This window comes from Providencia sp. Je.9.19 (assembly GCF_051129765.1).
Classification (GTDB): domain Bacteria; phylum Pseudomonadota; class Gammaproteobacteria; order Enterobacterales; family Enterobacteriaceae; genus Providencia.
This window is the reverse complement of sequence record NZ_JBCPSS010000001.1, coordinates 1774804-1796783: the sequence shown is the minus strand read 5'-3', so window position 1 is coordinate 1796783 and position 21980 is coordinate 1774804. Positions and strand designations below refer to the sequence as shown.

Annotated in this window: 18 protein-coding genes and 1 tRNA gene; 7 read left to right on the top strand and 12 right to left on the bottom strand. The window is 40.4% G+C overall.

What is annotated here, in order from left to right; translation table 11 throughout:
* Positions 1 to 120: 120 nt before the first annotated feature.
* Positions 121 to 759: a multifunctional acyl-CoA thioesterase I/protease I/lysophospholipase L1 gene (tesA, locus tag AAZR93_RS08405; protein ID WP_336429606.1), complete on the bottom strand. Its 639-nt coding sequence runs from the start codon at positions 757 to 759 to the stop codon at positions 121 to 123.
* Here tesA and ybbA point away from each other — a divergent pair.
* The 3 genes from ybbA (at position 730) to AAZR93_RS08390 (ending at position 5409) form a co-directional block, all read left to right on the top strand.
* On the top strand, positions 730 to 1416 hold the full coding sequence (ybbA, locus tag AAZR93_RS08400) for a putative ABC transporter ATP-binding protein YbbA (RefSeq protein ID WP_434719528.1): 687 nt from the start codon (positions 730 to 732) through the stop codon (positions 1414 to 1416). The two genes, tesA and ybbA, sit on opposite strands and share 30 nt — an antisense overlap.
* Positions 1413 to 3860, top strand: coding sequence for a putative ABC transporter permease subunit YbbP (gene ybbP / locus AAZR93_RS08395; RefSeq protein ID WP_434719527.1), 2448 nt, complete (start codon positions 1413 to 1415; stop codon positions 3858 to 3860). Before ybbA ends, ybbP begins: the two co-directional genes overlap by 4 nt.
* Before the next feature lie 190 nt (positions 3861 to 4050).
* Complete coding sequence (locus tag AAZR93_RS08390; protein WP_294104788.1) at positions 4051 to 5409, top strand: esterase-like activity of phytase family protein; 1359 nt, start codon at positions 4051 to 4053, stop codon at positions 5407 to 5409.
* A gap of 259 nt (positions 5410 to 5668) precedes the next feature.
* Here AAZR93_RS08390 and AAZR93_RS08385 read toward each other — a convergent pair whose 3' ends face one another.
* The 5 genes from AAZR93_RS08385 to ppiB form a co-directional block, all read right to left on the bottom strand.
* Positions 5669 to 6925, bottom strand: coding sequence for an MFS transporter (locus tag AAZR93_RS08385; RefSeq protein WP_294104786.1), 1257 nt, complete (start codon positions 6923 to 6925; stop codon positions 5669 to 5671).
* Between the two features lie 123 nt (positions 6926 to 7048).
* Positions 7049 to 8131, bottom strand: coding sequence for a 5-(carboxyamino)imidazole ribonucleotide synthase (gene purK, locus AAZR93_RS08380; protein ID WP_434719526.1), 1083 nt, complete (start codon positions 8129 to 8131; stop codon positions 7049 to 7051).
* Positions 8131 to 8646 (bottom strand): 5-(carboxyamino)imidazole ribonucleotide mutase, encoded by a 516-nt coding sequence (gene purE / locus AAZR93_RS08375; protein WP_294104761.1) that lies wholly within the window; start codon positions 8644 to 8646, stop codon positions 8131 to 8133. The genes purK and purE overlap by 1 nt, the downstream gene beginning before the upstream one ends.
* Positions 8647 to 8801: 155 nt before the next feature.
* A complete protein-coding gene (gene lpxH, locus AAZR93_RS08370; protein WP_434719525.1) occupies positions 8802 to 9524 on the bottom strand; it encodes a UDP-2,3-diacylglucosamine diphosphatase in 723 nt (240 codons plus the stop codon).
* Between the two features lie 11 nt (positions 9525 to 9535).
* Positions 9536 to 10030 (bottom strand): peptidylprolyl isomerase B, encoded by a 495-nt coding sequence (ppiB, locus tag AAZR93_RS08365; protein WP_294104757.1) that lies wholly within the window; start codon positions 10028 to 10030, stop codon positions 9536 to 9538.
* 374 nt (positions 10031 to 10404) lie between these two features.
* Here ppiB and cysS point away from each other — a divergent pair, with 374 nt between their 5' ends.
* From cysS to AAZR93_RS08350, 3 genes are all read left to right on the top strand, one after another.
* Positions 10405 to 11793: a cysteine--tRNA ligase gene (gene cysS / locus AAZR93_RS08360; protein ID WP_294104756.1), complete on the top strand. Its 1389-nt coding sequence runs from the start codon at positions 10405 to 10407 to the stop codon at positions 11791 to 11793.
* A gap of 569 nt (positions 11794 to 12362) precedes the next feature.
* Positions 12363 to 13223: a hypothetical protein gene (locus tag AAZR93_RS08355; RefSeq protein ID WP_434719524.1), complete on the top strand. Its 861-nt coding sequence runs from the start codon at positions 12363 to 12365 to the stop codon at positions 13221 to 13223.
* A 212-nt stretch (positions 13224 to 13435) separates the two neighbouring features.
* A complete protein-coding gene (locus tag AAZR93_RS08350) occupies positions 13436 to 14644 on the top strand; it encodes a protein-tyrosine phosphatase family protein (protein ID WP_434719523.1) in 1209 nt (402 codons plus the stop codon).
* Positions 14645 to 14713: 69 nt separating this feature from the next.
* Here AAZR93_RS08350 and fruA read toward each other — a convergent pair whose 3' ends face one another.
* From fruA to folD, 5 genes are all read right to left on the bottom strand, one after another.
* On the bottom strand, positions 14714 to 16405 hold the full coding sequence (fruA, locus tag AAZR93_RS08345) for a PTS fructose transporter subunit IIBC (protein WP_434719522.1): 1692 nt from the start codon (positions 16403 to 16405) through the stop codon (positions 14714 to 14716).
* Positions 16406 to 16419: 14 nt separating this feature from the next.
* Entirely contained in the window at positions 16420 to 17361 is a 942-nt protein-coding gene (gene fruK, locus AAZR93_RS08340) for a 1-phosphofructokinase (RefSeq protein ID WP_434719521.1), read from the bottom strand.
* Entirely contained in the window at positions 17358 to 18512 is a 1155-nt protein-coding gene (gene fruB, locus AAZR93_RS08335) for a fused PTS fructose transporter subunit IIA/HPr protein (protein WP_434719520.1), read from the bottom strand. Before fruB ends, fruK begins: the two co-directional genes overlap by 4 nt.
* Before the next feature lie 527 nt (positions 18513 to 19039).
* A complete protein-coding gene (gene ybcJ, locus AAZR93_RS08330) occupies positions 19040 to 19252 on the bottom strand; it encodes a ribosome-associated protein YbcJ (RefSeq protein ID WP_294104745.1) in 213 nt (70 codons plus the stop codon).
* A 17-nt stretch (positions 19253 to 19269) separates the two neighbouring features.
* Positions 19270 to 20127: a bifunctional methylenetetrahydrofolate dehydrogenase/methenyltetrahydrofolate cyclohydrolase FolD gene (gene folD / locus AAZR93_RS08325; RefSeq protein WP_294104743.1), complete on the bottom strand. Its 858-nt coding sequence runs from the start codon at positions 20125 to 20127 to the stop codon at positions 19270 to 19272.
* A 187-nt stretch (positions 20128 to 20314) separates the two neighbouring features.
* On the opposite strand from folD, the gene AAZR93_RS08320 reads away from it, so the two are divergent.
* Positions 20315 to 20391: transfer RNA gene (locus tag AAZR93_RS08320), tRNA-Arg, on the top strand.
* Between the two features lie 21 nt (positions 20392 to 20412).
* On the opposite strand, the gene AAZR93_RS08315 is transcribed toward AAZR93_RS08320, so the two are convergent.
* On the bottom strand, positions 20413 to 21570 hold the full coding sequence (locus tag AAZR93_RS08315) for a tyrosine-type recombinase/integrase (RefSeq protein WP_434719519.1): 1158 nt from the start codon (positions 21568 to 21570) through the stop codon (positions 20413 to 20415).
* Positions 21571 to 21980: the final 410 nt, after the last annotated feature.

Sequence of the window (21980 nt, the reverse complement as noted above, 5' to 3'; positions counted from 1 at the left end):
TTCTTTGCGCTGTAGTGTTCTCGTCATTCTTTGCGCTGTAGCGTTGTTGTTTTCATAATGTTATTTAAACAGAATGTTGATTATTCACTCTAATTTGAATTAATGTGTTAAGTATATATTTCACTTCTTAGGCGGTAAAATATAGAGAGAAAGCTGTTTTTCCATGAAATCTGTAATAGAAGGCTGAGCCTCTACTGTTGGATGAATACCATCTTGTTGTATCCATTCAGGCTTGGTTATCACAGTTTCCATATAAAATGGTAATAGTGGAATATTATTTTCTTGTGCTAATTTTGAATACACGCGTTCAAAGCTTGATGTATAGCGTTTTCCATAGTTTGGTGGAATACGAATTTGCATTAAAAGCGGTTTAGCACCAGATTGCTCTATTTTATCGATAATTTGTTGTAAATTAGTCTCTAACTGTTCTACAGCTAGCCCTTGTAAACCATCGTTTGCACCAAGCTCAATCAATACCCAATTAGGTTTATGTTGTTCAAGTAAGGTAGAAAGACGTTCCAGCCCTTGAGCTGAAGTGTTTCCACTGATACTGCCATTAATCACAGTTACAGGCGGTGACAATTTCTGCCAACGACTGGCGAGCAAAGAGGCCCAAGCCTGCTCTGCCGGTAAGCGATAACCTGCACTCAGGCTATCACCGAGGATCAATAGTTTTGTTGTTGCGAGTGCCTGTCCACTTGCAATCAATAACAGGAGAAAAACCAATATATGTCGGCGAAAAATATTCTTGAAGTTCATCATCTCATTAAACGTGTTGGCCAAGGTGAACATGAACTGACTATATTGCAAGGTGTTGAGCTAATTGTCGAGCCCGGTCAAACAATTGCTCTTATCGGCGAGTCGGGATCAGGTAAATCAACCCTTTTAGGGATCATTGCCGGACTTGATGACGGCACCAGTGGAAGTGTCAGTTTGCTGGGGCAAGAGTTAACGCAAATGGATGAAGAACAGCGGGCGCGTCTACGTGCACAAAGTGTGGGTTTTGTTTTTCAATCCTTTATGTTGATCCCCACACTGAATGCCATTGAAAACGTACAACTTCCCTCGTTATTACGGGGTGAATCAGAATCCAGCAGCCAGCAACATGCCGTTAGTTTATTAACTGAATTAGGTCTCGGTAATCGACTCAAACATATGCCAGCACAATTGTCCGGTGGTGAGCAACAGCGAGTTGCATTAGCCAGAGCTTTCAATGGCCGTCCTGAAATTTTGTTTGCAGATGAACCGACGGGGAATCTTGATCGTCAGACAGGGGATAAAATTGCTGATTTGCTTTTTTCAATGAATAAAGAGCATGGCACAACCTTGATCCTCGTTACTCATGACCATGAACTGGCAGCCCGCTGTCAACGCCGTTTAAGATTGGTCGATGGTCTATTAAGGGAAGAGGCATGATTTGGCGCTGGTTCTGGCGTGAGTGGAAAACGCCATCATTATTAATTGTTTGGTTGGCACTGACGCTAGCGGTTGCTTGCGTGTTAGCGTTAGGACGTATTAGCGACCGTATTGAAAATAGCATGAGCTATCAGAGCCGCGAATTATTAGCGGGTGATTTAGTGTTGCGATCTTCTCAGCCGAGCGATCCTGCTTGGTTACAGGATGCTAAAAATAGTGGCTTGAAAGTGAGTCAGCAAATTTCATTTTCAACTATGGCCTACTCAACGGCAGATGAAGATGCTCGACCACAATTAGTGCTGATCAAAGCCGCCGATAGTGCCTATCCGTTATATGGTGGATTAGTCACTGAGCCTGCGGGGTTACAGCCAACAAAAGGGCAAATATTAGTCGCCCCTAGATTGCTTGAGCTATTAAACCTAAAGTTAGGCGATGATATTGATATTGGCGATGCCACATTAAAAGTTGCAGGTACTTTAGAGCAAGAACCGGATAGTGGCTTTAATCCTTTTCAAATCGCCCCAAGAGCACTTATTTCGATTGAAGATGCTGCATTGACCGGCGCTATTCAATTAGGAAGCCGATTAACGTATCGAGACATGTTCGCCGGAGATAGTGACGCTATTGAGGCTTTCCATGCAAAATTTGATAAAGATTTAAGAACTGATCAACGTTGGTATACCTTAAATGAAGATAATGGTGCGGTAGGAAAGACATTCCAACGTGCACAACAATTTCTTTTATTGTCTGTTTTATTGACGTTATTACTGGCAATTGCTGCTGTTGTTGTTTCAATGACCCATTATTGTCGTAGTCGACACCAGTTGATTGCGGTATTAAAAACCCTTGGAGCAGGGCGTAGTGCGCTGCGAAAATGGATTATTGGTCAGTGGTTGGTTATTTTAATTGCCGCTGCGCTATTAGGTTCATTGCTTGGGCTCGCCTTTGAAGGCATCTTGATGCAAATTCTAGGCGCAATGCTTCCAAAAGCATTACCTTCAGCAAGTTTATGGCCTTGGGTTTGGGCGATAGGCACATTATTTATCATCGCGATTATTGTGGGTATTCGTCCTTATTATCAATTAATGGCAACGCAACCTTCGCGAGTGTTACGTGAAGATGCACAATCACCCGTTTGGCCTTTGTATTACTATCTCCCCATAGTCACACTCATTGTCGTGGGAGGATTATTTTTATTTGCGGGTGTGAACCCTTTACTATGGTCAATCCTGATTGGTATCGTGGTTTTGGCAATTCTCCTAGCACTTATTGGTTGGATAGGGCTGTGGGGCTTACGTCATATTAAGTTTAAACAGTTAAGTTTACGGCTTTCGGTCAGCCGTTTATTGCGCCAACCAATGCAAACAATCACACAAATGAGCGCATTTTCGCTCTCGTTTATGTTGTTAGCATTATTAGTTTTGGTTCGAGGTGATTTGCTCGACCGTTGGCAGCAGCAGCTTCCAGCCGATAGTCCGAATTATTTCTTGATCAATATGACTCAAGAACAAATTAAGCCAGTCACAGAGCTTTTGGCGCAATATAAAGTCAAACCAACAGGCTTTAACCCTGTAGTATTGGCGCGTCTGGCTGAGATTAACGATAGATCAGCGATTGAATGGGCAGATGAACGCGATCCAAACAATAACACGGTACGACGTGAGCTTAGCCTGACTTGGGAATCCATTTTACCACCGGCCAATTTAATGGATAAAGGCACTTGGCCACCAAAAGCGGGTGAGGTGTCTATTGAACAGACCGTCGTGAAAGAGCTTGGAATAAAAATTGGCGATAAGCTAACGTTTAATTCTGGGGCACAAATTTTTTCTGCGACGGTGAGTAGTATTCGAACGGTAGATTGGGAAAGTTTACGACCTAATTTTTACTTTATTTTCTCTGAAGAAAGTTTATCTCAAATGCCAGCCACTTGGTTGAGTAGTTTTCATTATGACGGTGATGGTCAGTTATTGACGCAGCTTAGCCGTAACTATCCAACCATTAATGTGCTAGACACTGGCGCAATTATTACCCAAATCCAGCAAATTCTCCAACAAGTGAGTCAGGCTTTAGAAGTGATGGTGGTGTTAGTGATTTTATGCGGATTGCTGCTATTACTTGCTCAAGTCCAAGTCGGTATGAGTCAACGTGAACGCGAGTTAGTGGTTTACCGTACGCTAGGTGCCAGTAAAAAGCTGATGCGAAGAACACTTTGGAGTGAGTTTGCATTATTAGGTCTAATGGCCGGTTTTGCTGCGGCTTTTGGTGCAGAAATTGCTCTGTGGTTATTACAAACTAAAGTGTTTGATTTTCCATGGCAACCAGAGTGGCGTATCTGGTTAATACTACCGCTAAGCGCTGCGTTGTTGCTATCAATATGCGGAGGTTGGTTAGGCTTGCGCTTATTAGGCACTGGTAATCAGCACCGACGTTTATCGAATGGTTGAGTTATAAAACTTCAGGTAGATATCAATGTATTAAATACCGTGATGTCTACCTATTTTTCTTCTGTGAAAAATAAATTCGCTACAATCTTTCAAGTAAAATAACTGTCTTGAATTCATCACTAAACTGTCATTTGCCGTAGTTATGATTCCGTCGTCGATTATTGAATAATCTAATAATAGGATCATAACAATGTTGCATCGTCGCATGATTGGCTCATTATCTTTACTTGCTACTTTAATTTCATTTAGCACCACAGGGTTTGCTCAACAACAAGTTCCGGCTTCATTGGCTGGACATGCTATTTTACCCGTGAATTCAAGTGTTCCTGCACCTGAAAATGCCCCTTCGGATCTACAAACTAGTGGTAAATTTACTACTGCTAAACGTGTTGATACCCTTGGGCAAATTGAAGGAAAATCCGCAGATCGTCCAACAGGTATGCATATCCCAATTAAAGGGCAGCCTTTACAAGGACATTCAGGTATTAAGCGGATGGCTGATGGGACTTATTGGGTACTGACGGACAATGGTTTTGGTAATAAAGTTAATTCTCCTGATTCAATGCTTTATCTAACCCAATACGATATCGATTTTAAAACAGGCAAAGCCAATCCGCTGAAAACTGTTTTCTTCCAAGATCCAAATAAAATTATTCCGTTCCATATCATTAATGAAAGTTCTCAAGAACGTTACCTAACTGGTAGTGATTTTGACCCGGAAAGTTTTCAATTTGCAGATGGTGCGTTATGGGTAGGGGATGAGTTTGGACCGTATTTAATCAAAATGGATTTAGACGGTAAAGTTTTAGCCTTATTTGAAACCCAAGTTGATGGCAAGAAAGTGGTTTCTCCAGATCACTACCAAGTTACTACACCGGGTAAACCTACTGATAAAGTTAGCTTTCAAGTTAATCGGTCAAAAGGTTTTGAAGGGATGGCTTCATCACCAGATGGTTCAAAATTGTACCCAATGTTAGAAGGGGCAGTTTGGAATGAAGACAAGCAAGATTATGAAAATGTTGATGGTAAACGCGCTGCACGCATTCTTGAATTTGATGTGAAGAAACAAGATTGGACAGGCCGTAGCTGGTTATATGTCTTTGAAGACAATCAAAATGCGATTGGTGATTTTAACTTAATTGATGCTACTCATGGGCTGATTATCGAACGTGATAACGGTGAAGGTACGGCTGATAAAGCTTGTGCACAAGGGGCAACAAATACAGAGAATTGCTTTAGCAATTTAGCTAAATTTAAACGCGTTTATCGTATTGAGTTTTCAGATAAAAATGTTGGATCTGCGGTAGATAAGCAAGCTTATATTGATTTGATGAATATACAAGACCCAAATAGCTTAGCAAGAAAACCATTAAACGAGGGTGTTTTCACTTTTCCATTCTTCACTATCGAAAATGTTGATGTAGTTGATAGCGAACATATTATTGTTGGTAACGATAATAATTATCCGTTCTCATCGAGCCGTGAACCAAATAAAGCAGATGATAATGAGTTTATTTTACTCAAAGTACCAGAGCTATTAGCACCTTAATAATCCGTATATCTCGTGTTGTAGCATTGTTGGATAGCTACGACACGAATGATTTAGCTATTGATATTGTTCAAAATGCCGAGTTTTTGAATCCTTAATTTCCCTTGGTTTTAGTATTAGCCTGAGTGTGTTTTCAGGCTTTTTTTATTTATACTCGTCATACTTCAAGCCGCAGGGGTGTTGACTGCGCTTAGCTACCCGAATCACATACTTATGTATGCTCATCGGGATATCGCTAGTTAACTATTTGAATTATATATTATGAGTGATTTAAAGTTGGGGGCTTCATTCGTAATGTTAGTAACAAAATCACAATAACCGGCGCTGCAATAATCAAAAATGCAGGCGTGAAACTGCCAGTATAATCTTTTACTGCACCAGCAATGAAAGGGGCTAAACAGGCAATCGTGGAAAATAAATTAACGATGGAAAAAAGTTCTAAATAAGGGCCGCGACCGAAATAGTTAGACAATAAGACACTGGATGCTAAAAAAGTCATGCCATAACCAATACCAACAAAAATAACAAATAAAATCAACCAGAACCAAGAAGTAGCAATACTTAAGAAAACCACACCCAATACCATAATAATTAAACTACCAATCAGTAACTTTTTAGGTTCTAGCCATTCGCCAGCGGCACCACCAATAAATCGAGAAAATGCATTTACGAAAGCCATGGTGCTGAGTAATGACACCGCTACCGTCATACTAAACCCTCGTTCTTCAATATGCGCGACCGCAAAGCTATTGACGGTAATACCACACCATAAAAATGAAGTGTAAGTTGCGGCAATTAAATAAAATTGCCAAGTACGTAGCGCTCGGCCTACGGTCCAAACCTGATTTGTTCGATAAACAGGTTTGTTGGCATTGCTGACTTGTTTTTGCATCACCATTTTGGCGTGAGCTTGTTCTTTTTTACCTTCACGCAGCATCAAGATGGTGACTAATGTAATGACACTCAAGTAAATCGCACACAGTACCCAATGCATCCGCCAAGAACCGAGTTGATTAGAGGCATAAAAATAGATCCAAGGCCCTGCCACGCCGCCTAAACCACCAATCGTAAAATAAAGACCGAATGCTAAAGATTGCTTTTCAAATAAGCGGGAAAGTACATAGGTGCCTGGCACCGTGGCAAGTAAGGTAAAACCTACCCCAATTAAGGCGGTACCAAGAAAGTAAGTGCTGATGATTTCGGTAGAATAGAGATTATAGAAACCGGCAATAAAGAATAACGTGCCTAGCAATAATGTTAAGCGGACACCCACCTTACGAATGAGTAAAGAAGGCAAGAAACTGGCTAGCCCACAGGTTAATCCAAGCAAAGTAAAACCAAACCCTGCTTCCGTCCAGCTCCATTTTAGTTCTTCTATCATCCCGGGCAATACCACGCCTAAAGAGGTGAATGTGGTCGCAGTAGCTAAAAAATAAACCATCCCTAATAGAACTAAAATGCTCCATTGATAGAAAGGGCTAAAAGTTGGAGAGGGTGCGGCTTGTACGTCTGGCATGTCGGCTCCAGTAAAACCGTATGCCTTTATATTTTGATATTTATTATCAACAGGAGTACGGCAAAAATAACAAAATGCCCGAAATTAAATATTCGGGCATCGAATAGGGGCTATTTTCGCTATTTATTGGCGAGAGTACCAGTCTAATTTTACTTTTGCCCACTCAATGCCACTTTTATACTCATTTGGCAGCAAAGTTGTTAGTGCATCAAGTGTTGAAGTGAGTTTGTCGCAATCATGGTGAGACAGGTTTAAATGTCCCACTTTGCGTACTGGGCGTACTTCTTTTTCATACCAGTGTAGATGAACTAATGGCAAGCTTAGCCAGTCAGTATTTACGTCGGTTCCAATTAAATTGACCATTACCGCTGGGCTCTCGACTTCAGGGGAGGGCATGGGTAAATCTAAAATAGCGCGTAAATGTAACTCAAATTGGCTGATAGATGCGCCATTTTGTGTCCAGTGGCCGCTATTATGCACTCGTGGTGCAATCTCATTAATGAGTAATTTATCGCCGACGACAAAACATTCCATTGCCATCACACCAGTATAATCAAGTTCATCCATGACAGCGCTCAACATCGATTGTGCTTGTTGCTGGTGGGCATTGCTTGATTTAGGGAAGGCGACACTGGTGCGTAAAATACCTTCTTGATGAAGATTATGTGTAATTGGGTAAAAAACAGATTTTCTGACTCGGTTTCGAGCACCAATAATAGAGACTTCGGCATCAAAGGGAATGCCTTGTTCGACAATACATTCACCATAAATTTCAGCAGGTAAATCAGTTTCATCGCCGGGTCTTACACGCCACTGCCCACGGCCGTCATAGCCACCAGTGCGGCGTTTTACAATCAAAAAATCACCTAATGTGGCAAATAATTCAGGCCATTGTTCAGGGGATTCAAGTAAAGCCCAAGGGGCGGTGGCAAGTTGCAATGAATCATATAAGTTTTTTTGTGGGGATCTGTCTGCTAAACGTGGAAAAATATCACGGTTAATAAACGCATTATGACGCGCTAATTCTTTGGTTAAGGGGGTTTCTGGCCAACGTTCAATTTCTGCGGTGATCACGCTTTGTTGGTAAGGAACAGCTTCTGGTTCCGCATCTAAGCCTACTGGAAAGACAGCTATTCCCAGCGGTTCACCGGCTTGACGCAACATACGACCAAGCTGACCATTTCCTAAGACACAAACTGGTTTCATTATGCCTCCCGTGGATCTGGGTTATTTAGCACATCTTGAGTTTGTGTTTCACGCCATGCTGATAAGCGTTTAAAAATATCCGGATTGGTTATCGCCAAAATTTGTGCCGCTAATAGTGCGGCGTTTGCGGCTCCAGCTTTCCCTATTGCTAAGGTGCCAACAGGAATGCCCTTTGGCATTTGCACGATAGAATACAGGCTATCAACTCCACTAAGCGCAGCACTTTGTACAGGAACGCCTAGAATAGGCACGAGGGTTTTTGCTGCTAACATACCGGGTAAATGTGCCGCTCCACCTGCACCTGCAATGATCACATCAAAGCCGTTTTTTTTAGCCTGTTCTGCAAATGAAAACAGTTTATCGGGCGTGCGATGAGCGGAGACAATTTCAACATGAAAAGGCAGTTGCAGTTCAGTCAACACATCAGCAGCATGCTGCATGGTTGTCCAATCACTTTTAGAACCCATAACAATGGCGATTTTTGCCGCAGATTGAGCAGGAACTTGGGCAGTCATTTAGTGCTTCCCTGTATTTAAAAAATATCACCGGTAAGGTGGGAAATGGAATTAAGTCGATCATATCATGGTAATGCGGTAAGGAAAACGTTTGCGTGGTTGTTTTTTAAGCTAACAGTAGACGTAAACGATAAAAATAATGAGAGATAAATTAATCAGAATGGGAAAAAAATGAGCTCAATACCTTGTTCATTAATCACAAATGCAGAGCCTTCTTGATGCCATGCACCGAGCACACCTCGATAATGTGGTTTGTCATTAATGGCAATTTCATGGATAGCAGGACGGTGGGTGTGTCCGTGGATCATCCAGTCAGCATGATATTTTTGCATCTCAGTAATGACAGCTTGTGGATTAACATCCATGATCGACTCAGATTTCATGCTGCTTGCGAGCTGGCTATTGCTACGCATTTTTCGTGCAATTCGGCGGCGAATAAACAAGGGCAGAGTGAGAAAAAGCCTTTGTATCCAAGGTGTGTGTACTTTTTTACGGTAATTTTGATAGGCTGCATCATCAATACACAGGGTATCGCCGTGTAAAATCAATATTCGTTTACCATACAGTTCTAACAATGTTTCTTGAGGTAAGATAGTCATACCGCACTGTTTAGCATAACGTTGACCAATTAAAAAATCACGATTTCCATGAATGAAATAGCAAGGGATACCGCGCTCAGTCAGTTGTTTTAGCGCTTGAGCTACCTGTAAATGAAGCGGATTATCGTCATCATCGCCAATCCAATAATTGAAAAAATCACCGAGAATGTATAAGCGCTCAGCGTGGATAGCTTGCTGCTGAATAAAATGGATAAAACCGGCGGTGATCGCCGGTTCATCTTCACTCAGATGTAAATCTGCAATGATGTAAGTGGACATATCTTCTGAGATTACTCGCTGATAGTCACTTTTTCGATCAAGACATCTTCGCGTGGTACGTCTTGGTGGTGACCACTACGACCTGTTGCTACGCCTTTGATCTTGTCAACAACGTCCATACCTTCAACAACTTCAGCGAATACACAGTAACCCCAACCATCAGGGCGCTCTGAACGGAAGTTCAAGAAGTCATTGTCTGCAACGTTAATAAAAAATTGTGCAGTTGCAGAGTGTGGATCATTAGTACGTGCCATCGCCAATGTACCACGGGTATTTTTTAAACCGTTGTTGGCTTCATTTTTAATCATGGCTTTCGTGTCTTTTTGTTTCATGCCAGGCTCAAAACCACCGCCCTGAACCATGAAACCGTTAATAACACGGTGGAAAATGGTATTATTGTAAAAGCCTTCGCGGCAGTAAGCTAAGAAGTTTTCGACAGTTACTGGTGCTTCGTCGTTAAAAGTTTTAATAACAATGTCACCGTGATTTGTATGAAATGTAACCATAATAGCTATCCTGAATAATTGTTTTTTATGCGCTCTCTGATGAAAGCGTTGAGATCAGAAAGTTTATATCACAGATGAAACCTGACTTGAAGCGACAGCGCATTTTGTAAAAATTTTATTGTGCGCTAAATAAGTCCAGTATCGGGGAATAAACCCTGTTCAAGACCTTGCATTCTGGGGGTGATCGGGGTTCAATATCATGGTATTTTTATTCACAGATAGCTAATGTGGATATCGTGGTTATCGTTCAACTTTTCGCCTTGTGGCGATCCGAAGTATTTTAAGTCATGAGATATGATCGCTGTCTTAATCTGTGACATGTTTCAACTAAATGATAAATAACACATATTGTGCTAACAAATGGAAAAATTCAGATGCTACAAATTTACAACACACTAAGTCGTCAAAAAGAAGAATTTAAGCCCATCCACTCAGGGAAAATTGGGATGTACGTGTGTGGCATCACCATTTACGATCTGTGCCATATTGGTCACGGACGTACCTTTGTTGCTTTTGATGCAATTAGCCGTTATTTACGTTATTTAGGTTACGATTTAAATTATGTGCGTAATGTAACGGATATTGACGATAAAATTATTAAGCGCGCAGCAGAAAATAATGAAACTGTTGAAGCGTTAACGACACGTATGTTAGCTGAAATGCATAAAGATTTTGATGCATTAAATATTCTGCGTCCAGATAGTGAGCCTCGAGCGACAAGGCACATTGAAGAAATTATCGAATTAACCCAAAGTTTAATTCAGCGCGGCCACGCCTACGTCGCTGAAAATGGCGATGTGATGTTTGAAGTAAAAACTGACCCAGATTACGGGTTATTATCTCGCCAAGATTTAGACCAATTACAAGCAGGTGCGCGTGTTGAAGTCGCTGATGTAAAACGTAATCCAATGGATTTTGTATTATGGAAAATGTCGAAAGAAGGTGAACCAAGCTGGGAATCACCTTGGGGCTTAGGCCGTCCAGGCTGGCACATTGAATGTTCTGCAATGAATAGCAAATCCCTTGGTCATCATTTTGATATTCATGGTGGAGGTTCTGATTTAATGTTCCCACATCATGAAAATGAAATCGCTCAATCCACCTGCGCCCATGATGGTCCTTATGTTAATTATTGGATGCACTCGGGTATGGTGATGGTCGATAGAGAGAAAATGTCTAAATCTCTCGATAACTTTTTTACGATCCGTGATGTATTAGCGTATTACGATGCTGAAACAGTGCGTTATTTCTTATTATCTGGTCATTATCGCAGCCAGCTTAATTATACAGAAGAAAACTTAAAGCAAGCACGTACTGCGTTAGAGCGCCTGTATACGGCTTTACGCGGAACGGATAAAACAGCGACTCCTAAAGGTGGTGAGGAGTTTAAAGCACGTTTTTGTGCCGCAATGAATGACGATTTTAATACCCCAGAAGCTTATTCCGCACTGTTTGATATGGTACGTGAGATTAACCGCTTAAAAGCTGAAGATATGGCTGCGGCAAACGGTATGGCTGCTCAGTTGCGTGAGCTTTCGGGGGTATTAGGTCTTTTAGAGCAAGATCCGGAAACCTTTTTGAAAGGCGGCGCACAAACGGAAGATGACGCTGAAGTGGCTAAAATCGAAGCGTTAATTAAGCAACGTAATGATGCGCGTAAGAATAAAGAATGGGCATTAGCGGACGTGGCGCGTGATGAGCTAACTGCCATGGGGATTGTACTGGAAGATAGCACTGCTGGCACGATTTGGCGCCGTAAATAAAAATACTCATCATATTTCAAGCTGTAGCAGCGTTGGTTTCACTCGGCTACCCGAATCACATACTTGTGTATGCTCATCGGGATAGCCTTCTTTACCGCCTTGCTACAACTCGAACTATTTTGAGTATTTAATGAATATAATTTATTAAAAGTCATTAATAGTTTTGTTAGTTCCATTTGTCTACCTGAATAATATACTTATGTATACCCTGAAATTCCCTTGCTTGCCGCCTACCCACAGTATGAATTATTTAGCGTATTCAATGGTCATAAATGATAAAAAATAGCTAATGGTTTTATAAAACCTTCAAACCTTCAAACCTTCAAACCTTCAAATATTCAAATATTCAAGAACAAGAAATAATTATTTTCTTTTCAAATATTGTGTGTAAATAACATATCAGTTTTAGCGTCGTTGGTTTCACTCGTCTAACCGAATCATATACTTGTGTATGTTCATTGGGATAGCTTGGTTAGTTTCTAAATCTGCAAGAAATAATTATTTTGTTGTCAAATAATGTGTATGAATTACATACAATCTGCAATTATTTGACATAAGGGAACAAAGTTATGACAACAGCGGCCAGTTTATTAGGTAGACACCCAGTTAATATGCCCCTACAAAATGAAAATCGACAAAATAGTGATACTCAGCAAAATATGAGTATAACATCGGTGAAAAATACCAATATTAATAGACCTTCTTGTTTTCGTGGATTAAAAAATCAGATGATTAATTTATGGCATCGATTTATTCATTGCATTATTAATAAACATGCTTCATCTATGACAATCTTAAAACCTAGTTTTATTAGCTATATTAAGGATGAAGGTAATGATTTCGCTAAAGATATTAGTGTTGTGAATAAAAAAGAAAATGGCTTATCTATTATAAACAAAGAAAATTTAATAAGAAAATCGAATGAGTTTTTAAGTGCGTCTAAATATACTGAACAATATTTAAAAATATTACTCAATGAGGCACCAAGTGCATTGATAATTTTAGCTACAAATACAGAACTTGAGGAAAAAACGTGTGATGATGCTCATGCACCTATCTTTTTTCAAGGTGAAAAATTTAAAAAATATGGCGATATCAATATTCTTTCCGTTAAAACTTCAAATACTCAGAATATAGGCCGATTGGCTATCGATAACTACAATATTACACTTGGTGGTGACAAGGTGGTTACGTCAATACCCGTTATTCATGTTGTTAATTGGTTGGATGTTTCCTATCTAAATGAAGATGATAAACAAAACCTATTAGGCCACATAACGGAAACAATAAATAATCGGAAAAAACTATCTTTACCACAATCTGGTTATGAGAGGAAACTTCCAGAACCAAAAAAAGAGCTATTTGCACTTTCTTTTAAAAGTAATAAAGCTGATACTTTTTTTGAAAGTTTTAATGCTAAATTGATTTAGGCGTGCTAGTTAGAAGGAGTAGGTGAAAATTTATTGATAATCCATCGTAATTTAAACAGAGATCGATATCTTGTCACTTTTGTATGGTCATAACTAATTTATGGCTAAATTTGAAAGAAACAATTATTCCTATAATGAATAATAAGATTAAGTAATAAACAAGATAATTATTATTTGAACAACATTTTATTTATATAAGGGGATAGTTGATTGTGAATGTATTTAAAAAACAAGATGTTATGGCGAAAGTTACTTCTTTTCCTCATTCTACTGAATTTACAGGCGATATTGCTGGTGTTAAAGAGCAAAAGACTGCACCTCCAACTTTATTGGCGAATATGAAGTCTGTTAAAAATACAACGATAAAAATACCATTTTTATCGAAAATACAAAGTGCCATTAACACATTAAAACAATGGAGCCATTCGATTATTGATAAGGTAATTGGAATCAGAAAACAACATGTACCAACTGATACTCCGAATATTAGCTCAACAGCATCGCAAAATTATGAAGCTATCGCTTTAACTCAAGGACCAAGTAATTCTCCTCTGGCACTAGATGAACAGTTAAGTTTTGAACAATTAAAGGCTATGACAAGCCAAAGGATTACCGATCAGAAAATTGTTTATGTAAATAAAAGTAATGGTGTTCTTGGCGCTCGGTATAGTGATATACCCACAGCTAAAAAAACTCAAGTACATATCATTGATGAACTAGATGAAAAAATAGGCTTACCGGCTAATCATTTGCAAATTAATGGTGAAAATATTGCTATTCGCTCTCAGTATCCTAAAGATGATAGCAAAAATTTAGAAAACCATATTCGAATGATTGTGGATAATAAAGTTCCCGCCATACTGATTTTAGCGTCAGAAAATGATATAGAAGGCAAACTCCCAGCCTATTTTATGGAAAATAAAAAAATTGGAGCTTTTGAGGTAACTGTCACTCGCCCTAATAAACATATCACTATTAAGAAAGGGGAGTTAATCATTGAACGTTATAAAATGAAAATAAGTTATGCCCAAGATGGTATTAAAAAAAATCATTATATACCGGTGAGTCATGTCACTAATTGGGAAGATAAAACAACAGTAAAAGCAATGGATGTAGTCGCTTTAGCAAAAGAAGTTAATTTAATGACTAAAACAAAGTTAAATGGATGGGCCACAAGTAATAGAAACAAAGAGAATAACCCAAGAGAACAACTTCCGTTGATTCACTGTAAAGCTGGTGTTGGTCGTACAGGATTGGTTGTTGGTGCAATGCAATTAATGAAATCAGAAAATACATTATCAGCAACAGAAATTATCTTAGATTTACGTGAAAGTGGTACACCAACTATGGTTCAGACTAGAGAACAGCATCATACATTACAGGAAGTTGAAAAAATCATGAAGACGGATAAGCTAGTTTAACAATAAACAGATATACCTATTAAAAATCCCCCAATTAAGGGGGAATCAAACATTTTTATTCACAATATATTAAGCGATACTTGCCATTTCTTGTTCCGCTTCTGGTGAGCTGGCTTTTTTAATCAAAGCATACAAAATACCTGAAACCAACGTACCGGCAATAATCGCGAATAAATACATCAGAACATGGTTAACCGCCTCGGGTATTAGCAGCACGAATAAACCACCATGTGGCGCCATTAATTGAATACCAAAGAACATGGATAACGCACCTGTTATCGCTCCACCGATAATACAAACTGGGAGCACACGGATGGGGTCTTTAGCGGCGAATGGAATTGCCCCCTCAGAAATAAAACATAAGCCTAAAACAAAGGATGCTTTACCCGCTTCCCGCTCAGCTTGCACAAATTTATGGCGAGCAAGTAATGTTGAGAGCCCCATTGCTAGTGGTGGTACCATACCTGCGGCCATAATGGCGGCCATTGGAGCATAGGTTTGCGAACTTAATAAACTCACACCAAAAGCATAAGCGGCTTTATTAATTGGTCCACCCATATCCGTACACATCATGGCACCTAAAATAGCCCCTAAAATAATGGCATTAGTACCTTGGATTGAGATCAACCATGTTGTTAGTTTAAGCATTAAAAATGCAGCGGGTTGACCGATGACATAGATCATCGCCAGTCCGGTAATTAATGTGGAAAGTAACGGTATGATTAAAATTGGTTTTAATGCCGCCATTGACTGTGGCAATTTAATTTTTGTGCTAAGAAATAGTGCACAGTAACCAGCTAAAAACCCTGACACTATCCCGCCAAGAAAACCTGCACCTAAGGTGACGGCAAGGGCACCACCGACTAAACCAGGGGTTAAACCGGTTCTATCGGCTATTGAGTAAGCAATATAAGCGGAAAGCACTGGCACCATTAAGCCGAGAGCGGTATCACCACCGATAACTTTAAGTGCCCAAGCCAAAGTACCTTGTACTTGAGCCGAGTCTAAGCCGAAAGCGAATGACAGCGCAGTACAAAGACCCCCAGCGACCACCATCGGTAGCATATAGGAAACGCCAGTCAGTAAATGCTTATAGACACCGCGTTTTTCACCTTGTGAATGTGTTTCAGAATTAGCAGTACTTTGAGCGCTAAATACCGTCGCCTCCTTCAGTGCTTTATCCATCTCTTGGGCGGTCTTCTTGAGTGCAGCGCTGGTGGAGGTGCGATACATGCGTTTGCCTGCAAACTTGTCGACATTCACTTCAATATCCGCAGCAACGATCACCAAATCAGCTTGGTCAATATCTTCTGCCGTGATCTCATTACCGACACCGACAGAACCGCGAGTTTCAACTTTGATTTTCCAGCCACGTTTTTTAGCTTCAGCTTCGAGCGCTTCAGCGGACATATAAGTATGAGCAACCCCTGTAGGGCAAGCGGTAACCGCAAGGACAGAAAGCGTTTTTGAATTTGTTTGTGCGGATGTTGTTGATTCTATTATTGTGGCTTCAGCGTTTGCTTTAGCTAAAAATTCGGTAGGCTGTCTGATGGCTTCATCAGGATGGCCAAAATAGATTTTTTTATCCAGAGCTTCAAAATTTTCAGGCAACTCGTCCCCAAAAATAATAACCACATCAGCATCTGCTGCTTTATCGGTAATCGACATATCTTGCGTGGAAAGCGCACTTTTTAGTGCATCAAAGGCAAGCTTTATCGCTGCGGGGCCTTGATGATTATTTGCAGTAATCCATAGTTTCATTATGTTTATCCTCACTACAACGTGAAAGGTTGCAAATCAATACGCGCCATCATGCGAGCTAGCTGCGTTCTATCTGTGATACCGACATTCGGTTGGGAAACGGCAAGAGCTGAAATTGCAGTTGCTAAGCGCAGCGTATGTTCACTGGTTTGTCGCATCATCAGACCATAAATTAGACCGCCAACCATTGAATCTCCGGCACCAACAGTACTGATAACCTCACAATGAGGTGGTTTAGCAAACCATGCACCAGATGAATTTACCCACATTGCTCCTTCTGCACCTAAGGAGATAACAACATGGGCAATGCCTTGGCTGCGTAATTGATTCGCGGCTTCCACGACATCTTTATGTGTCGGTAGTGGTTTACCGGCCCAGATTTCTAATTCGCGGTGATTTGGTTTGACTAGCCAAGGTGAGGATTTTAATCCAGCAACAAAAGATTCACGGCTACTATCAAAAATAACGCACATACATTCATTACGTAGGCGTAGCATCCATTTAGTGAAATCTTCGAGATCAACACCTTCAGGAATACTGCCGCTGACGCAAATCATATCGAATTGGCCAGCCCAACTGAGTGAGTCTGCGACAAAACGTTGCCAATCTGCTTTCGTGACTTTGAAGCCTGAAAAATTAAAGTCGGTCACATGACCGCTTTTTTCAGTTAACTTTACATTGATGCGTGTTCGACCTTCTACAATTTGAAAGCGATTGGCAATGCCGGTTTCACTAAACACTTTTTGAAAGCCGTCTTGATTTTCTTTACCTAAAAAGCCGCCAACAGTGACATCAATACCAAGATTTTTTAGAACCTTAGCCACATTAATACCTTTACCTGCCGCATGAAGTCCTGCGGTTTTGACCAGATTCACTTCACCAGTATCAATTTCAGGCAGTAAGCCAACCAAATCATAAGCTGGGTTTAAAGTGATGGTTGCAACTCTCCTGCTCATGCTATTTCCTCTCCAAGACCTGAATTAATGGCGTTACCGATCGCGGATATCGCTTCTTGGGCGTCAGCACCTTCAGCATGAATACGCAGGCGGTGACCACATTTAGCGCCTAAACTGACGATTTTCATCAAGCTTCGTCCATTTACAGGGGTGGCGGTGCCATCGAGATTACTTACAGTGATTGCGCTTTTGAACTTTTTAATATTGCTGACTAGCATGGTACTAGGACGTGTGTGAAGTCCATGTGGATTATGAACAATAAACTCTTCTGTCACGGCATTTTGTTCTGATGTGTCGCTTTCTTGGTTATCATTTTTGGCGTAAAAGAGTGAGATAAGGTTATCAACGTTATCTATTTTAAATAAATCATTTATTTTTTTATTTTGTAATAATTGATTGATTTTAAATAAAAAATCATCAACCTGACTATTTGCATAGGAAATGGTAATTAAACCTTTGACGGGGTTATTTTGATACGTGAATTCGTTTTTTACCGTTGATAATGCAATAGCACTGTGAATATTACCAGTGACACTATCACTCAACCAAATGCTCTGGCCTAAGTAATAGGGGGTTTCAGTTAATACTCGAGTGATAAAATCAGTGCTAATAGATTCTGAGTTTTGTAAGCTAATAATATTCTGCATTTTTAACGCATTGATATTATTAGTATCAATATTCAGGGTAACCATGGTGTCATCAAATTTAAGAGGCTGAATCTGACTTTCGCCCATAAGTAAGCTTCTTAACGTTTCCACGGAATTTGTTTTTGCCATTTCTTGGGCAATATTTTCATCGCTAATAATGTGTGTTAATTGACGTAATAGTGTTAAGTGTTCGTCAGATTGTGCGGCAATACCGATGACAATATAAGCGATTTGGTCTTCACCCCAGTCGATTCCTTGAGGAAACTGAAATACAGCAAAACCCGTTTTCAATACTTGAGAGCGCGTATCTACTGTGCCATGAGGGATAGCTATCCCATTACCTAAGAAAGTTGGCGCTTGGTTTTCTCTTTCTAACATGCCTTGAACATAACCGCTTTTAACATATCCGGCTTCAGCTAGTGCCGCTGCAATTTGTTCAATTGCATCTTGTTTGCTGTGCGCGGTGGCTGCAAGATGAATATCTTTAATTGACAGGTTAAACATGATTTCTCCTGATTATTCTTTTTAAGAACCAATTCAGACAAAACGTGCCAAATTGATTAGTTGTTATGCGTGTTATCGTTAACAATATAGCTGAATCGATAAAGCTTGTCTATGAAGTAGGCGGATGAAAAATGAGATCTTGCTGGCAAAAAGAGATTTTTAGCGCAAATTTATATTTTTAAAAATTGGTTAATTGAAAAAGCTGAAGTCTGGCTGAAGTTTAGCTGAAATACTGATTTTGCTTTTTTAGGCGAGAATGTTGAATAATTAAAAGACTTAAATTGACTTACGCTAGGTGAGAAATAACCGATTTTATACAGGAAATACAGGGGGAGGAGGGGAGGTAAATAGGGAGGTTAGTTAAAAGTTGAGTAAGCTGAATGACGCTTCAGCTTACTCTGGGACTAGTTTTTTCGAGTTTATTATTGCCAATGATAGCGTTTAATTAGTCAGTGAAAGATGATTTAAGCAATAACCAACCAAATAGATGCTAATACTAACGTTGAAAAAAGTAGTTCCTAGGTGAATTAGTCTTGGACTTTAATTTTTTCACTACCAAGTGACACGATTTTGCCCGCTAAAATTTTGCAGCGTTTACGTGTTTCAATTACATCGTCAACTTTTACTTGGCCAGCCGCAATCATTGCTTTAGCCATTGCACCGCTTTCTGCCCATCCTTGAATTTTTAGCAAATCGCATAACTCAACATGCGGATGCCCATCAAGATTGAAAATTTCCATTGTTGCTCCAGATTTCATTAAATATCGTGATATTCTTCGCACGCTTGCAGCGTGTTTTGGATAAGTGTAGCGACGGTCATTGGCCCGACACCGCCCGGTACAGGGGTTATCCAAGAGGCGAATTTCGAGGCTTCATCAAAATCAATATCGCCAGTCACTTTGCCGTTGTCTAAGCGGTTAATGCCCACATCAACTACTATTGCACCCGGTTTTATCCACTCACCCGGTATAAAGTTAGGCTTACCAACAGCAACAACGAGTAAATCTGCGTTGCGAACATGTTGTTCTAAGTTTTGGGTAAACCGGTGAGTTACCGTTGTGGTGCAGCCCGCTAATAATAATTCAAGGCTCATTGGACGACCAACGATATTTGAAGCGCCAACAATTACCGCATTTAACCCATAGGTATTAATGTCATAACGTTCAAGCAGGGTGACGATACCTTTAGGTGTGCACGGGCGCAGGCGAGGGGCTCGTTGGCATAGTCGACCGACATTATAAGGGTGGAAACCATCGACATCTTTGTCAGGATGGATTCTTTCAATAACTTTGACGTTATCAATACCCGCAGGGAGTGGCAACTGAACTAAGATGCCATCAATTTGTGAGTCTTGGTTCAAGTCATCAATCAGTTTCAACAGTTCTGCTTCTGATGTCGTGTTGGGTAAATCATAAGAGCGAGATAAAAAACCGACTTCTTCACAGGCACGACGTTTGCTGCCGACATAAATTTGTGAAGCTGGATTTGCGCCAACTAAAATCACAGCAAGTCCGGGCGCACGCTTACCTTTAGATAAACGTAACTGTACTTTTTGGGCAACTTCTTGCCTTATGGTCTGCGCAATCGTTTTCCCATCAATAATTTTTGCTAACATCTGTAACTTAATCCATATATGAGACTCGGGGATGCGTCTATTTTGTCAGAACTTAGCATCAATGTCAGGTCAATCTGTAACATAAAATGAGCAGATAGTTATTTTAGTAGCGAAAAGCCATTGACTCGGCGCTCAGCAACCGTATAATCCAACGCCATCAGCTTAATAGGCTGTTCGCATTTACAATGCGCCCTTAGCTCAGTTGGATAGAGCAACGGCCTTCTAAGCCGTAGGCCGCAGGTTCGAATCCTGCAGGGCGCACCATTAGTTTTCAATCACTTACCTTCATTTAAAATTCTCCACTTTTGCTAACTGGGACGTATTTGGGACGCAAGTACCGAAAATAGTGTCTATTTGCTTCGCGTGTTCAGTTAAATGATTAGGTGCTAAGTGCGCATATCTTCTCACCATATCAACGGATTCCCAGCCGCCCATTTCTTGCAAAACTGAAAGTGGTACACCTGACTGAATTAACCAGCTCGCCCATGTGTGCCGCAAGTCATGAAAGCGGAAGTTTTCTATTCCAGCTCTTTTTAGTGCGGTTCTCCATGCTGTGTTAGAATCGACTCTCATTTTTCTAACGCTTGGCGTTAAAGTTCCATCCGGTCTTTTCTTCGGATCCGTGTGAACGAATACCCATTTATGATGGTTTCCTATTTGAGCCTTAAGCACTTGGCAGGACGTATCATTTAAAGCAACCCCAATTGCCTGACCTGATTTACTGTCCTCTGGATTTATCCAAGCGACCTTTCTTTGCATATCAATTTGTCCCCATTCTAAATTGATAATATTGGAACGTCGCAAGCCAGTAGCAATAGCAAATGTAACTACGGATTTCAGTGGTTCAGGGCATTCGCGGATCAGCCTTTGTGCTTCGTGATACTCTAACCACCGAACCCGTTTTTCTCTTACTGTTGGAACTTTAATAACGGGTGACTTTTCCAGCCACTTCCATTCTCTCTCTGCAGTGCGTAGCAATGACTTCATTATCGCCAAATGCTTTGCTTTCGTAGCTGTTGTTACTTGAGCTTCTGAGTAAGCAGGGATTTCCTTTCCCTTGCGCTTTGCTGATTCCGCTTGCTTCTCCCATCGCTCTTTAACCTTTCGATTTCTCATCTTGCTTACAGCTGCATAAATTTTTGCTTCTGTAATATCTTTTAGCTTCACACCTTCAAAGTGATCTAACCAAAAGGAAAGCCGACCTTTATCATCATCCAATGATTTTTTATCAGCTTTCTCCTCAATCCAGCGAACAATAGCCTCTTCAAATGTAACCTCGGGGAAGTCACCAAGTTTTTCTATGCGCCACAGTTCAGACTTTCGTTTGTCGTGTAGCTCCTGTGCTTGCTTCTTGATCGTTGTGCCAAGAGACTCCTTGATACGTTTGCCGCTTGGCGTCGTGTAGTCCCCGTACCATATTTTTCCTCTTTGGAATATTGACATGATTTCCTTTCTCCTGTCTCACCAGTGTTCACTGGCATAGTGTGAATTGATTTGTTGGCCGCTGCAATACATGCAGCTCTAGTGAATAGGTAAGGTGAGTTTCTTTTAAGGGGATTTTTCTTTGTGAATGCAATCATTCCTTGCTTGCACCACTGGGACAAAGTGTTTTCTGATATGCCTATTATTTCTGCAGCTTCTTTCCTAGAGATAGTTATTCCTATCATCATTAATCTCCTTATCAATAGTCATAACATAGTGATTGAACCACATGTTAGGTGTGTATTTTAATTTCTTATCGGGTGGTAATAGGTTTGTGAATTCTGGAAGGTATTTGCTTATTGTTTGCTTGGATAATTCGGCGGTTAGTTTGTCGTATTTCTTTAATTCTGTGTGGCACCTTTTCGCCACAC